The sequence below is a fragment of the Frateuria sp. GZRR35 genome, assembly GCF_051900415.1.
GTDB lineage: Bacteria > Pseudomonadota > Gammaproteobacteria > Xanthomonadales > Rhodanobacteraceae > Frateuria_A.
Map to the genome: position 1 here is coordinate 149,928 of NZ_JBHZGL010000001.1, position 18,539 is coordinate 168,466.

At 69.1% G+C, this 18,539-nt stretch carries 17 protein-coding genes; 8 read left to right on the forward strand and 9 right to left on the reverse strand.

From position 1 onward, the window contains the following. Positions 1-45 precede the first annotated feature (45 nt). The 4 genes from ACFWZ3_RS00635 to ACFWZ3_RS00650 are packed head-to-tail and all read right to left on the reverse strand — an operon-like array spanning position 46 to position 4,514. Entirely contained in the window at positions 46-1,662 is a 1,617-nt protein-coding gene (locus ACFWZ3_RS00635; RefSeq protein ID WP_439705858.1) for an NAD(P)/FAD-dependent oxidoreductase, read from the reverse strand. Positions 1,663-1,720: 58 nt separating this feature from the next. Then, the gene (locus tag ACFWZ3_RS00640; RefSeq protein WP_439705859.1) at positions 1,721-2,518 is read right to left on the reverse strand and encodes a glycosyltransferase family 2 protein; all 798 of its coding nucleotides are present in this window, start codon (positions 2,516-2,518) and stop codon (positions 1,721-1,723) included. Beyond that, positions 2,515-3,312: a beta-ketoacyl synthase chain length factor gene (locus ACFWZ3_RS00645; protein ID WP_439705860.1), complete on the reverse strand. Its 798-nt coding sequence runs from the start codon at positions 3,310-3,312 to the stop codon at positions 2,515-2,517. Before ACFWZ3_RS00645 ends, ACFWZ3_RS00640 begins: the two co-directional genes overlap by 4 nt. Then, complete coding sequence (locus tag ACFWZ3_RS00650) at positions 3,309-4,514, reverse strand: beta-ketoacyl-[acyl-carrier-protein] synthase family protein (RefSeq protein WP_439705861.1); 1,206 nt, start codon at positions 4,512-4,514, stop codon at positions 3,309-3,311. The genes ACFWZ3_RS00645 and ACFWZ3_RS00650 overlap by 4 nt, the downstream gene beginning before the upstream one ends. 151 nt (positions 4,515-4,665) lie before the next feature. On the opposite strand from ACFWZ3_RS00650, the gene ACFWZ3_RS00655 reads away from it, so the two are divergent. Next, the gene (locus ACFWZ3_RS00655) at positions 4,666-5,385 is read left to right on the forward strand and encodes an ElyC/SanA/YdcF family protein (RefSeq protein WP_439705862.1); all 720 of its coding nucleotides are present in this window, start codon (positions 4,666-4,668) and stop codon (positions 5,383-5,385) included. A 169-nt stretch (positions 5,386-5,554) separates the two neighbouring features. Continuing rightward, the gene (hemF, locus tag ACFWZ3_RS00660) at positions 5,555-6,472 is read left to right on the forward strand and encodes an oxygen-dependent coproporphyrinogen oxidase (RefSeq protein ID WP_439705863.1); all 918 of its coding nucleotides are present in this window, start codon (positions 5,555-5,557) and stop codon (positions 6,470-6,472) included. Positions 6,473-6,540: 68 nt separating this feature from the next. Here hemF and ACFWZ3_RS00665 read toward each other — a convergent pair whose 3' ends face one another. After that, positions 6,541-7,185, reverse strand: a complete 645-nt coding sequence (locus ACFWZ3_RS00665) for a hypothetical protein (RefSeq protein ID WP_439705864.1) — start codon at positions 7,183-7,185, stop codon at positions 6,541-6,543. A 135-nt stretch (positions 7,186-7,320) separates the two neighbouring features. On the opposite strand from ACFWZ3_RS00665, the gene gpmA reads away from it, so the two are divergent. Beyond that, positions 7,321-8,064 (forward strand): 2,3-diphosphoglycerate-dependent phosphoglycerate mutase, encoded by a 744-nt coding sequence (gene gpmA / locus ACFWZ3_RS00670; protein ID WP_439705865.1) that lies wholly within the window; start codon positions 7,321-7,323, stop codon positions 8,062-8,064. Positions 8,065-8,262: 198 nt separating this feature from the next. After that, entirely contained in the window at positions 8,263-8,784 is a 522-nt protein-coding gene (locus ACFWZ3_RS00675; RefSeq protein WP_439705866.1) for a DUF1453 domain-containing protein, read from the forward strand. A 70-nt stretch (positions 8,785-8,854) separates the two neighbouring features. Here ACFWZ3_RS00675 and glnK read toward each other — a convergent pair whose 3' ends face one another. Further along, positions 8,855-9,193, reverse strand: coding sequence for a P-II family nitrogen regulator (glnK, locus tag ACFWZ3_RS00680; protein ID WP_091338139.1), 339 nt, complete (start codon positions 9,191-9,193; stop codon positions 8,855-8,857). A 174-nt stretch (positions 9,194-9,367) separates the two neighbouring features. On the opposite strand from glnK, the gene ACFWZ3_RS00685 reads away from it, so the two are divergent. From ACFWZ3_RS00685 to ACFWZ3_RS00695, 3 genes are all read left to right on the forward strand, one after another. Beyond that, positions 9,368-9,625, forward strand: a complete 258-nt coding sequence (locus ACFWZ3_RS00685; RefSeq protein WP_439705867.1) for an accessory factor UbiK family protein — start codon at positions 9,368-9,370, stop codon at positions 9,623-9,625. 255 nt (positions 9,626-9,880) lie between these two features. Further along, entirely contained in the window at positions 9,881-11,383 is a 1,503-nt protein-coding gene (locus ACFWZ3_RS00690; RefSeq protein ID WP_439705868.1) for a YifB family Mg chelatase-like AAA ATPase, read from the forward strand. A 369-nt stretch (positions 11,384-11,752) separates the two neighbouring features. Continuing rightward, the gene (locus ACFWZ3_RS00695; protein WP_439705869.1) at positions 11,753-13,546 is read left to right on the forward strand and encodes a cation:proton antiporter; all 1,794 of its coding nucleotides are present in this window, start codon (positions 11,753-11,755) and stop codon (positions 13,544-13,546) included. A 131-nt stretch (positions 13,547-13,677) separates the two neighbouring features. On the opposite strand, the gene aceA is transcribed toward ACFWZ3_RS00695, so the two are convergent. Together aceA and aceB are read right to left on the reverse strand one after the other, a co-directional pair. Then, positions 13,678-14,973: an isocitrate lyase gene (aceA, locus tag ACFWZ3_RS00700; protein ID WP_439705870.1), complete on the reverse strand. Its 1,296-nt coding sequence runs from the start codon at positions 14,971-14,973 to the stop codon at positions 13,678-13,680. A gap of 94 nt (positions 14,974-15,067) precedes the next feature. Continuing rightward, positions 15,068-16,687: a malate synthase A gene (gene aceB / locus ACFWZ3_RS00705; RefSeq protein WP_439705871.1), complete on the reverse strand. Its 1,620-nt coding sequence runs from the start codon at positions 16,685-16,687 to the stop codon at positions 15,068-15,070. Between the two features lie 257 nt (positions 16,688-16,944). Between aceB and ACFWZ3_RS00710 the strand changes: the two genes are divergently transcribed. After that, positions 16,945-17,829 (forward strand): LysR family transcriptional regulator, encoded by an 885-nt coding sequence (locus ACFWZ3_RS00710; RefSeq protein ID WP_439706198.1) that lies wholly within the window; start codon positions 16,945-16,947, stop codon positions 17,827-17,829. Here the strand turns inward: ACFWZ3_RS00710 and ACFWZ3_RS00715 are convergent. Beyond that, the gene (locus ACFWZ3_RS00715) at positions 17,795-18,532 is read right to left on the reverse strand and encodes a TetR/AcrR family transcriptional regulator C-terminal domain-containing protein (RefSeq protein WP_439705872.1); all 738 of its coding nucleotides are present in this window, start codon (positions 18,530-18,532) and stop codon (positions 17,795-17,797) included. The two genes, ACFWZ3_RS00710 and ACFWZ3_RS00715, sit on opposite strands and share 35 nt — an antisense overlap. Positions 18,533-18,539: the final 7 nt, after the last annotated feature.

The window sequence follows — 18,539 nt, forward strand, 5'->3', positions numbered from 1 at the left end:
GATGTCCCAAGGTCGCGCACAGGGTGCGCTCCTGCAGGAGATGGGCTAGGCGGCCGAAACGACGCCCTCGACCGGCGCCAGGTCGAACAGCGCCGGCGGTGGCCCGCTGCACTCGGGCAGGCCATCGACGGGTGCACCATCGCGCGCCGCCAGTGCGGCGATCGCCCCGGCCACTTCCTGCAGCAACGCCAGGTTGGTTTTCAGCCGCGCCCGCACGCCCGCATCGTCCAGTGACTCGTGCATGCCCTCGTTGAGCTCACGGAACCAGCCAAGCTTCCGCTGGTCGAGCATCTCCGCCGGCCGCTCCACCGGCGCCGTGGCGTGCCAGTCGCGGAACAGCGCCTGTACGCGCTCGTTGAGCTGCTGCACTTCCATCAGCGCCGGCCCCAGCTCGGCGAACAGCGCCGTGTCGACCAGTCGCCGCTGGAACACCAGCTGGCACAGCACGCCCCAGTAGAACGCCTGGTCCCACACGATCTTGCACGCCATCACCGCCGCGTTGCCGAACAGCGGGTACTGCTGGCGGAAGATCGCCAGCATGCTGTCGTAGAACGACTGGTAGAGCCGCTCGCTGTGGCGCACGCGCGGAGCCAGCGGCTGGCCCGCGCGGTCGGCGCGCACCAGCTCGCAGATGAAGGTGTTGGCCAGCGCGATGAAGTCGCTGCCCGGCGAGTAGAACGGATCGAGGAAAGCGCCCGCCTCGCCAGTGAGCGCCCAGCGGTCGGCGCTGAACACCTGCTTGCAGCCGTGCGAGTAGCTGCGCAGGAAGCGGAAGTCGAGCAGCGTGTCGCGATGGCGCGCCACCTCGCGCGCGACCTGCGGCTGGTGGCGGGCCAGCCATGCGAGTGCGCGGTCGAAGTCGCGATAGGTGTCCAGCGGATGCATGGCGGCGTCGGCGACGATGCCCACCGAGTGCGCACCCGAAGCGAGCGGAATCAGCCATACCCAGTAACCGGGCCCGCACAGGTGGTTGGTCGAGCGCCATCGCTCCGGCGGACGGCAGCGCGTGCGCCAGGTGGCGTCGTCGCACCAGTCGTCGATCGCCAGGCGCGCGTCCAGCCGGAACCAGGCGGCGTTGACGTGGTGGCCGTCGTCGCGCGTCAGGTCGAAGCGCCGGCGCAGCAGCGCCGCGCGGCCGGAGGCATCGAGCAGCCAGCGCGCCTGCAGGTCGTGCTGCGTGCCCTCGGTGTCCGTGTAGCGCACCGCGTGCAGCGCGCCGTCCTGGCCGACGTCGAGCTGGCGCACCACGGTGCCGGTGCGCAGGTCTATCCCGCGGCGGCGGGCTTCCTCGCCCAGGAAGGTTTCGAACAGGCCGCGGTCGAGCTGGTAGCTGAGCGCGGGAAATGCCTCGCTCAGGCCAAGCTCGGTGGCGCGGCCGATGTCGCCGCAGCCATCGGAAAAGAAGTAGCGCAGGCCGAACTTGTAGATCTGCGCATGGTGCAGGTAGTCGCGCAGGCCCAGGGTTTCCCGGAAGTAGTGCGCGCCGATGTCCACCGTCGACTCGCCGACTTTGTGCGCCGCCGGCGGCAGCGGATGCTGCTGGCGCTCGAGCACGACCACGTCCAGATCCGGAAACTCGCCGCGCAGTTGCAGCGCCAGGCACAGCCCGGCCAAGCCGCCGCCCAGGATGACGGCGTCGTGCACGGCGTGGGTTTCGGACATGCATCTCCCCTGCGGTTGGATGATTCCGGCAGGCCGCCCCCCGACGGCCGGTGGCGCCTCAACGACTGGCGCGCGCCGGTTCGCCCGCCTCGATCGCGAGCAGCCCCTCGTCGTCGATCACCGTGGGCGGCGCCTCGTGCGAGCGGCGGTAGCTGGCCAGAATGTCGCCGTAGTGCATCACGCGGGCGATGGTGTAGAGCGTGATGCGCACCACGTCGCGCACCGGGCTGAAATGGCTCAGGCGGAACTCGTTTTGGTAGCGCGAGGCGATCGGCACCGAGATCACGCCCTGACCCTTCTCGCGGCAGGCCGCAATCAGGATCGCCGCCTCGAACACGAAGTTCTCCGCCGGCAGGTCGACCAGCTCCAGCGCGGCGCGCGGGTACCAGCGCTGGCCGCTCTGCGTGTCGGCCACCGGCACGCCGCAGCCCCAGGAGATGCCCCAGTCCGCGACCGCATTGGCGCGCCGTCGGCCCTTGGGCTGCTGCTCGCGCTCGAGCAGGCGCGCGCCGATCACGATGTGCCCCGGGTAGCGCTGCGCCGCGGCGACGATGCGCGGGATATCGCTGGCCAGGTGCTGGCCGTCGCCGTCCATCGTCACCACGGCATCGAAGCCCTGCTTGAGGGCCTCGCGGAAGCCGTGCCGCAGCGCCTCGCCCTTGCCGCGCCGCTGCGGATGGCGCAGCAGCGTGACCGGCAGTGCGCTCACGATGTCCGGGGTGCGATCGTCCGAACCGTCGTCCACCACAATCACCGGCACGTTCAGCGCCAGCGCCGATTGCACCACCTGCTGGATCGCCGCCTCCTCGTTGAGGCAGGGGATCAGCACGCACCAGCGCGGCGGGTTGGGTTTCACGCACGTTCCTCCAGGTGGACATCCATGCCGAGCGAACCGGCGGCCATCAATTGGCAGCGTCCGGCGCCTTGCGCGAGCAGCGCCAGCAGCGGCAACGCCACGGCCGAAGGGCTGCTTGCGATCCATTCGGCTGGCACCGGTGATGGAACCGGTGCGTCGGCGATGCTACCGGGACAAAGGTGCAGAACAAGTCGGCCCAGCGTGGACGCGCCGGGCTGGGGGCTGAGCACCAGCGCACAGCCGAACGGCGCCGCACTGGCGGTCACCTCGGCCAGCGGGCCGCTGCCGGCGGTGTCGCTGCACACCAGCAGCACCGGCCGCGCGTCGGCCAGCGCGAGGCTGACCGCCTCCAGCAGACCGGCGCCGAAACTCGCACGTTGGGCGCATACCGCGTTGGACGGCGCATGGCAGTCGGTGGCGATGGTCCAGTAGCCGGCCGGCGCGTTGTGCACCGAATTGTGGAAACGCGTGGGCGAGAGTTCCGACGGCGCGCTGGCCAGCACCGCGCACATGTAGTCCATGATCGGCTGGTCGCCATGCGAAGAGGCGAACACGCAGGGCAGCGAGGCCGGCACGTGGCCGCTCATCGCGACCGCCTGGCCGGCCACCTCGACCGCCAGCAGCACGCTTTCCGGTGCGCGGCGACGTTCGCCGGCCGGCAGCAGGGTGGCGGCCGGCCGGGCGGGCGGCGGATCGGGGGCCTGGCCCTGCAACGCGCCACGCAGGGCGGCAAAGTCGGCCAACTGCGGCGACCACAGGCCCACGCCTTCCACGTAGACAGTGAGCGCGCTCATGCGGAACGCCCCGCCCGGGCGAAGGCCAGGCAGGCATTGTTGCCGCCAAACCCGAACGAGTTGCTGAGCGCCACGTCGACCCGTCGCGCCTCGTTGCGCCAGGCCAGCTGCGGGCCGCAGGCCGGGTCCGGATCCTCGCCGCCAAGGTTGCCGGGCACCAGACCGTGCTCGATCGCAAGCAGGGTGATAACCGCCTCCAGGATGCCGGCGGCGCCCAGCGTATGGCCGGTGAAACCCTTGGTGCTGCTGGCGCGCGTGCTCGGCGGGAAGGCGCGGGCGATGAGTGCGGCTTCCACTTCGTCGTTCTTCAGGCTCGCCGTGCCGTGCAGGTTGATGTAGTCGACCTGCGTGGGTTCCAGCCCCGCGCGCGCCAAGGCATCGCGCAGCGCCAGCTCGGCGCCCAGGCCTTCCGGATGCGGCGTAGACATGTGATGGGCGTCGCTGGCCTCGCCGTAGCCAAGCAGGCGCGGCGCCTGTGGCGCAGCGTCGACGCGCTCGAGCAGCGCGAAGCCGGCGGCCTCGCCGATCGAAATCCCGCTGCGCGCGCGGCCGAACGGGCGGCACGGCGCGCGCGAGACCAGTTCCAGTGCGTTGAAGCCGAACAGCACGCTCTCGCACAAGGTGTCCACGCCGCCGACCAGCGCAGCATCGACCACGCCCAGCCGGATCAGCCGTTCGGCACTGGCGAACACCTTCGCGCTGGAGGAGCAGGCGGTGGAGATGGTCAGGCATGGGCCTCCCAGCCCCAGCGCCTCGGCCAGGAAACCCGCCAGCGAGTGCGGTGCGTGAATCGGCGGGCGCAGCATGTCCTGGGGAAAGCCGCCGTCCGGATCGAGCCGGCGGTAGGCCTCCTCGGTCGCGCCGATGCTGGCGGTGGACGTGCCCATGAGGAGCGCCACGCGAGTCGCGCCGTAGCGCGCACGTGCGGCGTGCACGGCGTCGAGCACGCCGTCCTGGTCGAGGCCCAGCCAGGCCAGCCGGTTGTTGCGGCATTCCCACACCGCCAGCGGGGCCGGCAAGGGGGCCTGTTCGACGCCATCGACGCGCCCGACCCAGCACGCCAGCGGCGCCAGGCTGAAATCGTTGGCGCGCAGCCCGGTGCGGGCCGCTTCGAGGGCGCGACGATGCGCCTCCCGGCCGCGACCGAGAGCGGAAGTGGCGGTGTAGGCGCTGACCGCCAGGGGAGTGATGGGTTGCAACATCGAATCAGCCTAGCGGCGGCCCGCGGGCTTGCCTAGCCTTGCTTTCAGGTGGCCAAGCCCCGGTTCATGCTTTCGTGGGCGATGCCATTGGACCGGCGTTCGAGCACGGTGCGATTGCAGCGATACGGCCGGCTGCGCACACTGATTGTTTATGGTTCGCCGACTCGCCGTGCCGCAGCCCTTCTCCCAACGCAATCCGTGGCGCTACCTGCGCGATGCCGACGTGCTGCATGCGGCCCTGGTGACGCTGCTTGCGGTGGCGCTGAGCGCGGGCACCGTCTGGCTCGGCTACGTGGTGCACGTATGGCGGATCGCGCGGCGTGCGCCGATCACGCTGCCCGGACGCTGGGTGGTACTGGTGTTCGGGCAGCAGCTGGTCGCCGATGAACCCGGGCACGATTACCGCGGCCGGCTGGCTCGGGCACGCGTGCTGCTCCGTGAAGGTGCGGCCGGCCGGGTGCTGCTGCTCGGCGGTTGCAGCGGCGGCACGCGCAGCGAGGCCGAAGCCGGCCATGCCTGGCTGCGCGGGCAGGGGGTGCCGGCCGATGCCCGGATCGAGCTGGAGCAGGAATCGGTCGACTCGCTGGAGAACCTGCGCCATGCGCGCGGCCTGCTGCAGGGCGGCGACCGGTCCGACGTGATGCCGCCGGTCGCGCTGCTGACCAGCCGCTATCACCTCGCACGCTGCCTCCTGCTGGCGCGGCGGCTGGGCTTCGACGGCCATGTGCTGGCCGCCGAGGACATCTTGCCGCGCACGCCGCGCTACCTCGCACGGCTGCTGATGGAGGCGACCTACCTGATGTGGATCGACCTCGGCGTGCGTTGGGCGCGGCTGGTCGGGCACCGCCGCATGGCCGCGCGGATCAGTTGACGCGCCTTGTGTGCTGGATGCAGCGCCTCGCCGGCGACATCGACCGCACCTGGAGTTGATTTCGGCCACGGCGAGCTGATCGCTCAAGCGCCCGCGTCGACGCGCCACAGCGTCGGCGCGGGCCCGCTTGCTAAGCTCTGCGGCAGTCACGACCGCACGATCCTTGACCATGAGCCAGCAAGCCGACCAGGCCGAAACTTTCCTGCAGGAAGCGCAGGACCGCATCTGCAGCGCGATCGAACGACTCGACGGCGGCGCGCGCTTCGTCGAGGATCGCTGGACCCGCGAGGCTGGCGGCGGCGGGCGCACCCGCGTGCTGCGCGACGGCGCGCTGTTCGAGCAGGCGGGGGTGAACTTTTCCCGCGTGCACGGCCATACCCTGCCGCCCAGCGCCACCGCACACCGGCCGGAACTGGCCGGCGGCAGCTTCATCGCCACCGGCGTGTCGCTGGTGCTGCATCCGAAGAATCCATACGTGCCGACCACGCACGCCAACGTGCGCTATTTCGAGGCGAGCAAGCCGGGCGTGGAGCCGGTCTGGTGGTTCGGCGGCGGTTTCGACCTGACGCCGTTCTATGCGTTTGATGAGGACGTGCGCCACTGGCACGCGGTCGCGCGCGACCTGTGCGCGCCTTACGGCGAGGACGTCTATCCCCATTACAAACACTGGTGCGACGACTACTTCTACCTCAAGCACCGCGACGAGACTCGCGGCGTGGGCGGGCTGTTCTACGACGATCTGAACGAAGGCGGCTTCGAGCGCTGCTTCGCCTTCACCCGCGACGTGGCGCAGGGCTTCCTGGATGCCTACCTGCCTATCGCCGAGCGCCGCCGCGACATGCCCTACGGCGAGCGCGAGCGCGAGTTCCAGTTGTACCGGCGCGGTCGCTACGTGGAGTTCAACCTGGTGTGGGATCGCGGCACGCTGTTCGGCCTGCAGTCGGGCGGGCGCACCGAATCGATCCTGATGAGCCTGCCGCCGCGGGTGCGCTATGAGTACGGCTACGTGCCGGAGCTCGGTTCGCCGGAGGCGCGATTGCAGGACTACCTCAAGCCGCGCGACTGGCTGTCGGCAACGGACCTGTAGGGTGGGCTTCAGCCCACCGCAATCTCGCAGCGAGCTGCCGGTGGGTTGAAGCCCACCCTACGAGAGCCTTACGGCTGGTTGCCGCTGAACTTCACCGGCGTGGCGCCTTTCACCGGGCCGATCTGCGCGCTGTCGCTGACCTGCAGCACGACTTCGTGGCGGAACTCCAGCGTGCCCTGAACGACGGCGTGCGGGCCGATCACGACGTGCGGCGTGCGGTTGTTGTGGAACCAGCCGCCGTTGGGCTTGTCGACCAGGATGCCGCCCTCGACGCGCGAGTTGGCGCCGATGTCGATGTCGCCGTCGACGGTCTCCACGCCACCGCCCACGTGCGCCGCATCCAGTTCGATGCGGCCGTTGACGTTGGACACCTGGCCGCTCACGTCGGCGCCGCGGGCCAACTCGATGTGCCCGTTGACCGCTTCGATTTCCCCGTTGACCTTGGCGCCGCTGCGCAGCTCCACGCCACCGTTGACCGTGTTGACCGAACCGACCGTGGCGCGCTCGCCCAGGGTGATTTCGCCGTTGACCGTATCGGCCTTGCGCGCGCTGGCGCCGTCGGCGAGCGTGATATCGCCATTGACGGTGCTGAGCTCGCCGGCGCTCTGGCTGGCGTCGATCTGGATGTCACCGTTGACCTTGTGGATGTCGTTGTCGGAGGCGACCGCCGCCAGCGGCATGGCGAGGGCGAGGGCGATGAGCAGATGGCGCATGGTGGTGCTCCTTTGTGGGAATGGTCGTCAGATGCGTGGCCGGCCGCCGCGGTTTAGCGTGACCTTCGGCAGGGGCCGATTTGACGCCGCCGCGGGGCCGCCCCACCATTTCGCGTTTTCCGCCAGGTTACCGCCATGCACAAGCTCGTCCTGATCCGCCACGGCCAGTCCCAGTGGAACCTCGACAACCGCTTCAGCGGCTGGGCCGACGTCGACCTGACCGCCCAGGGCATGGCCGAGGCCAAGGAGGCCGGCCGGCTGCTGGCGGAGGCAGGCTACACCTTCGACGTAGCGCACACTTCGGTGCTCAAGCGGGCGGTGCGCACGTTGTGGGGCGTTCTCGATGCGATGGACTTGATGTGGATCCCGGTGATTACCGATTGGCGCTTGAATGAGCGTCACTACGGCGGCCTGACCGGTCTCAACAAGGCGGAGACGGCAGCGAAATACGGCGAGGACCAGGTCAAGATCTGGCGCCGCAGCTACGACATCCCGCCGCCGCCGCTGGATCGTGCCGACAATCCCTCGCTGCGCGATCCGCGCTACGCGCTGCTCGACCCGTCGATGATCCCGGACACCGAGTGCCTGAAGGACACCGTCGCCCGCGTGCTGCCGTACTGGCACGATGTGCTGGCGCCGGCGGTGGCCTCCGGCCAGCGCGTGCTGGTGGCCGCACACGGCAATTCGCTGCGCGCGTTGATCAAGTACCTGGACAACATCTCGGACGAGGCCATCGTCGAGATGAACGTGCCCAACGGCGTGCCGCTGGTGTACGAGTTCGACGAGCAGATGAAACCGCTGCGCAGCTACTACCTGGGCGACGCGGACGCAATCGCGGCGAAGATGGCCGCCGTGGCCAACCAGGGCAAGGCGAAGTAGGGCCGCGGTTTCTCACCTCCGGGGGCCGGTATTCCCGTCGACGGAAGGTCCCCGACTGGCAGGTTCGCTGCAGATGCCTCTCGGCGTTGCGGTGGCCGGCTTCAGGTCCTGATCGGCTCACGCAGCAGGCGCCGACAGACCATCGCGCCTGCCTTCGGACCCGGCTAGGCTTGGCCAACCAACCCGAGGGACCGAGTCATGGCGCCGAACCTCCTCATGCCCACGCTGATGTCGCCGTTGCTGGCCTTCATGGTGTGGCGCCGCGTGCGCCGCCAGTTCGGCCGCCAGCCGGTGCGGCGCGGCGCGATGATCACGCGGGTGGCGGTCCTGGTCGTCCTGACCGGCCTGCTGTCGCTCGCCGGCCTGCGTGACCCGCGACTGCTCGAAGGCCTGGCCGGCGGCCTGCTGGGTGGCATCGCACTGGGCCTGCTTGGCCTGCGCCTGACCCGGTTCGAACGGGGTGCCGACGGCCGCGACCTGTACCTGCCCAACCCCTGGATCGGCGCCACCATCACCGCATTGCTGGTCGGCCGGCTGGCCTGGCGCCTGGTGCTGGTGCCGCACGCCGGCACCGTCGCCACGATAATGGCCCCGACCACGCTGCAGCTGGGCAACAGCCCGCTGACCCTGCTGGTGGTCGGCCTGATGATCGGCTACTACGTCAGCTACTACGCCGGACTGCTGGTACACCACCGGCGGTTCGTGCGGGCTCAGGGCTGAAGAAACCGGGTAAGGGTGGGCCTCAGCCCACCTCGGCGCGAGGGGAAGGCAGGCTGACGCCCCCTGCTGGTTACAGCGCGTCGTTGTCCAGCTCGCCAGTGCGGATGCGGATGACCTGTTCGAGCGGGCTGACAAAGATTTTGCCGTCGCCAATCTTGCCGGTGCGGGCCGATTGCTGAATGGCCTCGATCACCCGCTCGAGCTGGTCGTCGGCCACCGCCACCTCCAGCTTGATCTTGGGCAGGAAATCGACCACGTACTCGGCGCCGCGATAAAGCTCGGTGTGGCCTTTCTGGCGACCGAAACCCTTGACCTCGGTCACCGTAATGCCCTGGACGCCCACCTCGGCCAGCGCCTCGCGCACGTCGTCCAGCTTGAACGGCTTGATGACCGCCACGACCAGCTTCATGGATGCTCCTCGCTCGCTCTTGCCTTCGTCCGCACCATTGTGCCTGCCGCCTCGCGGCCTGTCGCCCCGGCGGAGCGTGTAGGACAATTCCTACATTCTCTGGCGGAGCCGGCCGATGGTGCACATGCGTTCACGTTACATAGACTTCCTTCCGACCCGTTCGAGGCGCCGTCCATGATGGATCGGCAGGAAATCGACCGAATTGCCCTGCGACTTGTGTCGCTGGTACCGCCAGGGTTGGCACAGGCGCAGCAGGATTTGCGAACCAACTTCCACGATGTCCTGATGCAAGGATTGCGTCGCCTCGAACTGGTCACCCGCGAGGAGTTCGAAGTCCAAAGCCAGCTGTTGGCGCGCACACGTGCCAAGGTCGACGAACTGGAAAAGCGCATCGCCGAAATGGAGGCCGATGCGGCTGCCCGCGGACTCTAGCTGCCAGCTCCCGGGAGCCGCCCCCGATCCGTCACCCTCACCCCGAGAGCGATCGGGGGCGGTTATTTTTTGCCTGACGTCGATGGGGTCGCGTTCCACCATGCATTCTGGCGACTCCATCGCTCACGGCCGGCGCGCTTCGCGCGTGAGCGCGCGACTGGCCTGCCGCCGGATTTCAAGGCGGTACCCCACAACCGTGTTTCTCCAGCCGTTGCGGTCAGGGACGACCGCGTCCTGGCCCGGGCGGATGGTGCAGTGAGCCTGGCCGTCACCCTGAGCCGTGCCCAGGAAGGCGTTGCCGCGCCGCAGGTGATGGTCGAGGTACACCTTTCGGGCGGTCTGCCGGGCACGCATATCGTTGGCCTGCCCGAAGCGGCAGTGCGCGAGGCGCGCGATCGCGTCCGGGTGGCGATCCAGAACGCCGCGTTCGAATACCCCAACCGCAAGGTGACCGTGAACCTGGCGCCGGCCGAGCTACCCAAGGACGGTGGCCGCTTCGACCTCGCCATTGCGCTGGGGATCCTGGCCGCCGGCGGACAGGTGCCGCGTGAAAAGCTGGACGAATGCGAATTCCTGGGCGAACTGGCGCTCTCGGGTGACCTTCGCGGCGTTTCCGGCGTGTTGCCGGCACTGCTGCGAGCGCGGGCGCGCGGCCGGCGCGTGGTGGTGCCGCGCGACAACGCCGCGGAGGCCGCGCTGGTGCCGGAAGCGGACGTGCTGGTTGCCGATACGCTGGCCGATGTCTGCGGTTGGCTGCGCGATGCGCGTGAACTGGCCTTGCCGGGCCGGGCCAACGACGGACAGACGGTCGATCCGCGCGTACCCGACCTGGTCGACGTGCGTGGCCAGCTTCAGGCCCGGCGCGCGCTGGAAATCGCAGCCGCGGGCGGCCACCACCTGTTGCTGATCGGTCCGCCCGGCACCGGCAAGACCATGCTGGCCGAGCGCCTGCCCGGCATCCTGCCGCCGCTGGGGGAAACCGAAGCGCTGGAGACCTGTGCCGTGCTGTCGGTCGCCGGACAGCGCGTGGATCCGACGCGCTGGCGCCAGCGGCCGTTCCGCGCGCCGCACCATACCGCCTCGGCGGTGGCGCTGGTCGGTGGGGGTTCGCACCCGCGGCCGGGCGAAATCTCGCTGGCGCACAACGGCGTGCTGTTTCTGGACGAGTTGCCCGAGTTCAGCCGGCACGTGCTCGAAGTGCTGCGCGAACCGCTGGAGTCCGGCCAAATCCTGGTGTCGCGGGCCGCGCGACAGTCGACCTTTCCGGCCCAGTTCCAGTTGATCGCGGCGATGAACCCATGCCCTTGCGGCTATGCCGGCGACGCCCGCGAACGGTGCCGCTGCACGCCCGACCAGATCCAGCGCTACCGGGGGCGCATCTCCGGCCCGCTGCTGGATCGGATCGACCTGTGCGTGGAGGTGCCGCGTGTCCCGCTGGCCGAACTGGGTGCGCCGCGCAGCGTGTACGACGAGGATTCGGCCACCGTCCGTGCGCGCGTGGTGCAGGCGCGGGAGCGCGCGCTGGCCCGCGCAGGCCGGGCCAACGCCGAAATCAACACGCGTGAACTGGAGCGCGATTGCGCGCTGGGCGAGGCCGAGCGACGCTGGTTCGAGGCGGCGCTGGAGCGGCTTGGGCTGTCGGCGCGCGCTTATCACCGGATCCTGCGGGTGGCCCGGTCGATCGCCGATCTCGACGGGGGCGCGGCCTTGCTGGACCGGGCGCACCTGGCCGAAGCCCTGCAATACCGCCGTTTCTGAGATTTTCTGAACTCGCGGGTATTGACTTCCTCAGGGCTGCATCTAATATCTGCACTCGCCGGTTCTTAAATGCATCCGGCCTGCCGCCCCGGTATCGGTACCCCTCCCTCCCCCGCCCGATACCGGGGCTGGCCTCTTCCCTCCCCGGCAAACTTTCCTGAAGGCGCAATCGCCTTGCAGGAGGCCACGTGCGGGCGGTCCTCTTCGACCGACATGGCCACGGCTGGGCCCACAGAAGACTGCCGTGCGCAGGTGCTCGCCAAGCCAGGCCGCTCCCGCCCCCAGGAAAGGAGGCAGGCAGCGGCACGTGGTTTCGATTCGGCGGTAGCTCTCGGGCAGAATGGGCGCCCCGGAAGCGAAGGACGGCGGATGACGCTACAACCCGGGCTGATGCTGGCGTGCATGCTGGGTATCGGCTTCCTCGCGCAGTGGCTCGCCTGGCGGGTGAAGCTGCCGGCGATTCTGTTCCTGTTGCTGGCCGGCATCGTGCTGGGGCCCGTAAGCGGTGTGTTCCGGCCGGACGCGATGCTGGGGGATCTGCTGTTTCCGCTGGTCTCGCTGGCAGTGGCGCTGATCCTGTTCGAAGGCAGCATGACGCTGCGCTTTCACGAGTTGCCGGGCATCGGCCGTGCCGTGCGCGGCCTGGTCAGTTATGGCGCCATCGCGGCCTTGCTGCTGCTGGCGTTGTCGGCGCATCTGATCGCCGGCCTGGGTTGGGATGTGGCCTTGCTGTTCGGCGCGCTGACCTGCGTGACCGGGCCGACGGTGATCGCGCCGATGCTGCGCACGCTGCGCCCGAACGCGCGCATCGCCAACACGTTGCGCTGGGAAGGCATCGTGATCGATCCGCTGGGCGCGCTGTTCGCGGTGCTGATCTATGAGGCCATCGTGTCCCATCAGGAGGGCCACACGGTGGGCGTGTTCCTGGGCACGATCGGCTGCGGTGCGGTCATCGGCGCGTTGGCGGCCTGGGCGCTGGCCTGGTTGCTCCGGCGCCAGCTGATTCCCGAATACCTGCAGAATTTCGGCGTGCTGGCGACGGTGCTGCTGGCCTTCAGCCTGTCCAACACGATTGCGCATGAATCGGGCCTGCTCGCCGTGACGATCATGGGCATCGCACTGGGCAACATCCGCAACGTGCACATCGACGACATCCTCGACTTCAAGGAAAACCTGACCACGCTGCTGGTCTCCAGCCTGTTCATCCTGCTGGCCGCGCGGCTGCAGTGGCCGCTGCCGGACGGGATGTTGTGGGCGGGCATCGCGGTGTTCCTGGTCGCGCAGTTCCTCGTCCGGCCGCTGACGGTGCTCTTTGCCAGCGTGGGCAGTTCGCTCAGCTGGCGCGAACGGGCGCTGATCGCCTGGGTGGCCCCGCGCGGCATCGTGGCCGCATCGGTGTCGGCGTTGTTCGCGCTACGCCTGCAGGAGTTGGGCGTGGCCGGCGCGGATGCGATGGTGCCGCTGGTGTTCATCCTGATCATCGGCACGGTGGTGCTGCAGAGCGCGACGGCGCGACCGCTGGCGCGCTGGCTGGGGGTGGCCGAGCCCGAACCGCGCGGCGTGCTGATCTACGGTTCGGATGAGGTGGCGCGCGCGGTCGGCAAGGCACTGGCCGACGCCGGCTTCCGCGTGGTGCTGGCCGACGATGCGTGGGATGGCGTCCGCCACGCGCGAATGGAAGGGCTGGCGACCTTCTTCGGCAACCCGGCCTCGCCGCATGCCGAGCGCAACCTCGATCTCACCGGCCTGGGCCGGCTGCTGGCCATGTCGACCCATCGCGAGCGCAACTCGCTGGCCTGCGTGCACTACCGGCGCGAGTTCGGTCGCGAGAAGGTCTACCGGTTACGCAATTTGGCGCCGCACGAGGCCACCGATCGTGCGGCCATCGCCGGCAACCTGCTGGCGCCGCCGCTGTTCGGCGAAGAGATGACGCATGCGCGCTTTGGCGAGTTGCTGGCGACCGGCTGGCGGATCAAGTCGACGCGCCTCACGCCGGCGTTTGGCTGGAGTGATTTCACCGAGCGCAACGGTGCGCAATCGGTGCTGCTGTTCGGCGTGGACGAGAAGGGCAACCTGCGGGTGGCGTCGGCCAAGCGGCTGCTGGAGCCGAAGGCTGGGTGGCTGGCGATCGCGTTGACGCCGGTGGCGGAGTCGGCGGGCTGAGGCACGGTTGCCCCCATCCGCCCTTCGGGATCCTTCCCCGTCGGACGGGGGAAGGATCCGAACGCTCCCCTATCGAGCCTTCCCCCGTTCCACGGGGGAAGGTGCCGACAGGCGGATGGGGGTGATGTGCCTCAAGCCGCCGACGCGCGCTGGAACTGCGCTTCCTCGGTCGAGCCCTTCAGCGCCACGGTGGAGGACTGGCCCTGCTGGATCGCCTGGGTGACCTGGTCGAAGTAGCCGGTGCCGACCTCACGCTGGTGCTTGACCGCGGTGAAGCCACGCTCGGCCGCAGCGAATTCCTTCTCCTGCAGGTCCACGAACGCGCTCATCTGCCGACGCGCATAGCCATGTGCCAGCTCGAACATGCCGTAATTGAGGCTGTGGAAACCGGCCAGCGTGATGAACTGGAACTTGTAGCCCATCGCGCCGAGTTCGCGCTGGAACTTGGCGATGGTGGCGTCGTCCAGGTTCTTGCGCCAGTTGAAGCTCGGCGAGCAGTTGTAGGCCAGCAGCTTGTCCGGGTACTTGCCGCGGACGGCCTCGGCAAAACGGCGCGCATCCTCCAGGTTCGGCTTGCTGGTCTCGCACCAGACCAGGTCCGCGTAAGGCGCGTACGCCAGACCGCGGCTGATCGCCTGGTCCAGGCCCGGCTTGACCCGGAAGAAGCCCTCGACCGTGCGCTCGCCGGTGAGGAACGGCTTGTCGTTGTCGTCGACGTCGGAGGTAAGCAGGTCGGCGGCGTCGGCGTCGGTGCGCGCCACCAGCAGCGTCGGCACGCCGCAGACATCGGCGGCCAGGCGCGCGGCGGTCAGCTTGTCGATGGCCTCGCGGGTCGGCACCAGTACCTTGCCGCCCATGTGGCCGCACTTCTTCACTGCGGCGAGCTGGTCCTCGAAGTGCACGCCGGCCGCGCCCGCCTCGATCATCGCCTTCATCAGTTCGAACGCGTTGAGCACGCCGCCGAAGCCGGCTTCGGCATCGGCCACGATCGGCGCCAGCCAGTCGATGTCGTCGCTGCCCTCGGCGTGGTGCAACTGGTCGGCGCGCAGCAACGCGTTGTTGATGCGCTTGACCACCTGCGGCACCGAATTGGCCGGGTAGAGCGACTGGTCCGGATACATCTCGCCGGCGACGTTGGCGTCTGCCGCGACCTGCCAGCCGGAGAGGTAGATGGCCTTCAGGCCCGCCTTCACCTGCTGCATCGCCTGGTTGCCGGTCAGCGCGCCGAGCGCGTTGACGAAGTCTTCCTTGTGCAGCAGGTGCCAGAGCTTCTCGGCGCCGTGGCGGGCCAGCGAATGCTCGATCGGCACCGTGCCGCGCAGGCGCGCGACGTCCTCGGCGCTGTAGTTGCGGCGCACGCCGGCCCAGCGCGGGTTGTTGGTCCAGTCCAGGGTGATCTGTTCGGCGGTCGGCAGGTTGGTTTTCATGTCTCAGGCTCCGTGAGGTTTCCTGTAGGAGCGCACCTGTGCGCGACCGGGATGCATGGCGGTCGCGCACAGGTGCGCTCCTACAGAGGGGCGGTCAGGCCAGTTGCGCGTAGGCGGGCAGAGTGAGGAAGGCGCCGAGCTGTTCGGCGTGGGTCAGTTCGCTGAGCAGGCGGGCGGCGTCTTCGGCACGGCGGGCGCCCGGATGCGTGCTTTCGCGCAGGCGATGGGTGTGCGCGGCGAGCGCCTGGTCGAACAGCGCCATGTCGATCGGCGCACCGTCGGGGAACTCCAGCGGCACGCAGTCGGAGACGACGTCGCCGGCGTAGTGCAACCATTGCCACAGCTGCGCGCGGGCGATCTCGGCCGTGGCCGCGTCTTCCATCAGGTGATGGATCGGCACGCAGCCCAGACCATCGAGCCAGGCGGCGGTATAGCGCAAGGCGACCTCGACGTTGTTGTCGAAGCCGGCGCGGGTGATCGTGCCGCAGGCGGGCGCCAGCAACTGGTCGCGGGTGACGTGGACGTCCTCGCGCAGCACGTGCAACTGGTTGGGCTCAGGCATGTAGCGGTCGAAGATCGCCTGCGCTACCGGCACCAGCGCCGGATGCGCGACCCAGGTGCCGTCGTGGCCGGCGTGCACCTCGCGCAGCTTGTCGGCGCGGACCTTCTCCAGTGCCGCTTCGTTCGCCGTGTCGTCGCCCTTGATCGGGATCTGCGCGGCCATCCCTCCCATGGCGAAGGCGCCGCGGCGGTGGCAGGTCTTGATCAGCAGTTCCGAGTAGGCCTTCAGGAACGGGACGGTCATCTGCACCTGGCCGCGCTCGGGCAGCAGGCGGTCGTGGTGGCCGCGCAGGGTCTTGAGGTAGGAAAAGATGTAGTCCCAGCGGCCGCAGTTGAGGCCAACCACGCGCTCGCGCAGGGCGTGCAGGATCTCGTCCATCTGGAACGCCGCAGGCAACGTCTCGATCAGCACGGTTGCCTTCATGCAGCCGCGCGGCAGGCCGAGTTGGCTCTCGGCGTGCACCATGACGTCGTCCCACAGCGCCGCCTCCTCCATCGCCTCCAGCTTGGGCAGGTAGAAGTACGGGCCGCGATCGCGCGCCTGCAGTGCGCTGGCGTTGTGAAAGGCGAACAGGCCGAAGTCCACCAGCGCGCCGGCCATCGGCTCGCCGTCGACCTCGAAATGCCGCTCGGGCAGGTGCCAGCCGCGCGGGCGCACGACCAGTACCGCCGGGTTCGCGCCGAGCTTGTAGTCGCGCCCGTCGGGCGAGCGGTACGCGATGCTGCCAGCAACGGCGTCGATCAGGTTCTGCTGGCCGTCGAGCTGGTTGGCCAGGGTCGGCGTCGAGGAATCCTCGAAGTCCGCCATGAACACTTTGGCGCCGGAATTGAGCGCGTTGATGATCATCTTGCGCTCGACCGGCCCGGTGATCTCCACGCGGCGGTCGCGCAGCGCGGCAGGGACAGGGGCGACCTGCCAGTCGCCTTCGCGGATGGCCTGGGTGTCGGCGCGGAAGTCAGGCAGGGCGCCGGCATCCCAGCGGGCCTGGCGCTCGGCGCGCGCGGCCAGCAGTTCGCGTCGGCGGGCATCGAAGCGCTGGTGCAGGTCGGCCAGGAAAGCGAGTGCTTCGGGGGTGAGCAAGCTGGCGTAGGCGGCGGTGTCGCTGTGGACGGTCAGCGGGCCGGGGTCGAGTCGTTCCTGCGGGACGGCCATGGTCGAGCTCCTTGGAGGGGTGCCATCCACGCTAGGCCCGCATGCCAGCCTTTGACAAAGCGAATGTTTCAATCTTTCTTATTGAGAAAATCAAAGTAGTATGTAAAAGTGCGTCGAAATGGCCCTCAAGGAGGACTACGGCAGTGAACCGGAAAGTTCAGGGGCGCCGGGCGAAGCCAGCAAAAGCGGCCGCGAGGGGCCAGGAGGCGGTCGAAGCCGCCGAGCGCTACTACTACAAGGGCAACCGCCACAAGCAGCTGCGCGCCTTCGTCAGCATCGTCAAGCTGGGAACCCTCACCCGGGCGGCCGAGGCGTTGTTCCTCTCCCAGCCGACCGTCACCCTGCAATTGCAGGCCCTGGAGCGTGAACTGGGCGTGCCGCTCCTGGAACGGCGGCGACGACGTATCAACCTCACCGACGCCGGCGAGGCGCTGTACGAACTGGCGCGCCCGCTGATCGAGGGCTGGGAGAACCTGGACCGCGACTTCCAGGCACGCGTCAAAGGCCTCACCGCGGGCCGGCTGACCATTGCCGCCGGTGCCTCGACCATCCAGTACCTGCTGCCTGATCTCGTGCGGCGCTACCGCGAGGCCTATCCGGCGGTGCATCTGCAGCTGGCCAACGTCACCGGCCGCGACGGCCTGGCGCTGCTGCGCGCGGACGAAGCCGACTTCGCGGTGGGTTCCATGCTGGATGTGCCCAACGACATCGCCTGGGCGCCGCTGCGCCACTATGACCCGATGCTGATCACCCCGCGCGATCACCCGCTGGCGCGCAAGGCCGAGGTCGCGCTGGAGGACCTCTCGCCCTACGGCCTGATCCTGCCGCCGCAGCGGCTGTCGACCTACCGGCTGGTGGACCTGGTATTCCAGCAGCGCCAGGTGCCCTACCAGGTGGCGATCGAGGTCGGCGGCTGGGAGGTGATCAAGGAATATGTCGCCTCAGGCCTGGGCATCTCGATCGTCACCGGTATCTGCATCACCGAAGCCGACCGCGCGCGCCTGGCGGTACGCAACATGAAGCGCTTCTTTCCGCAGCGCAGCTACGGCGTGGTGATGCGCAAGGGCAAGTTCCTGAGCCCCGAGGCGCGAGCGTTCGTCGACCTGGTCAAGCCTGGCCTGCTGGCCCGCGCCGAAGGCTGAGGCGCCGCTCCAGCCCGTCCAGCAGGATGTCGAGCCCCAGCCCGAACAGCGCCTCGGGCTCGATGTCCCGGAGCACCTCGGCGGCACCGGCCAGATGGGGGCAATCGGCCAACGGCCCGGTGCCGGAAATCTCGGCGCCGAGGACCTTCGAGGGGCTGGGGATTCCGGCATCGCCGGATCGGCACTGGCGGGCCTCCTCGGTGATCATGCCCAACAGGTAGTGGCGGAGAAAGGTTGCCAGTGCCACGGCCTCGGAGGGCGCGCAACCGGCATCGAGAAACGCGCCTACCGCAGCGTCATACAGCCGCATGCGATGCGGGCCGGTCGGCGCCAGCTCCGCGAACAGCCGCGTTGCGTCGGGCCAGGCGAGCAGCACGCGGCGGTACTCCCAGGCAATCGCCTCGATGCGCGCCCGAAAGGGCAGGCCGGGTGCGGGCAGCGCCATCCCTGCACAAAGTGCATCGACCACCAGCCCCAGCAGCTCGTCCTTGTTGCGTACGTGCCAGTACAGCGCCGGTGATTTGACCCCAAGGCGTTCGGCCAGGCGCCGGGTGCTCAGCGCCGGGAGTCCGCCCTCCCGCAGCAGATCCAGCGCCGCATGCACCAGTTGGTCACGCGCCAATCCCGCCCGGCTGCCAGCGGTCGCGGTCTCGCCAGGTGAGCGCACCCGCTTGCGGCCTGGTTCGGGGTTGTACCTCTGCATGCTTGAA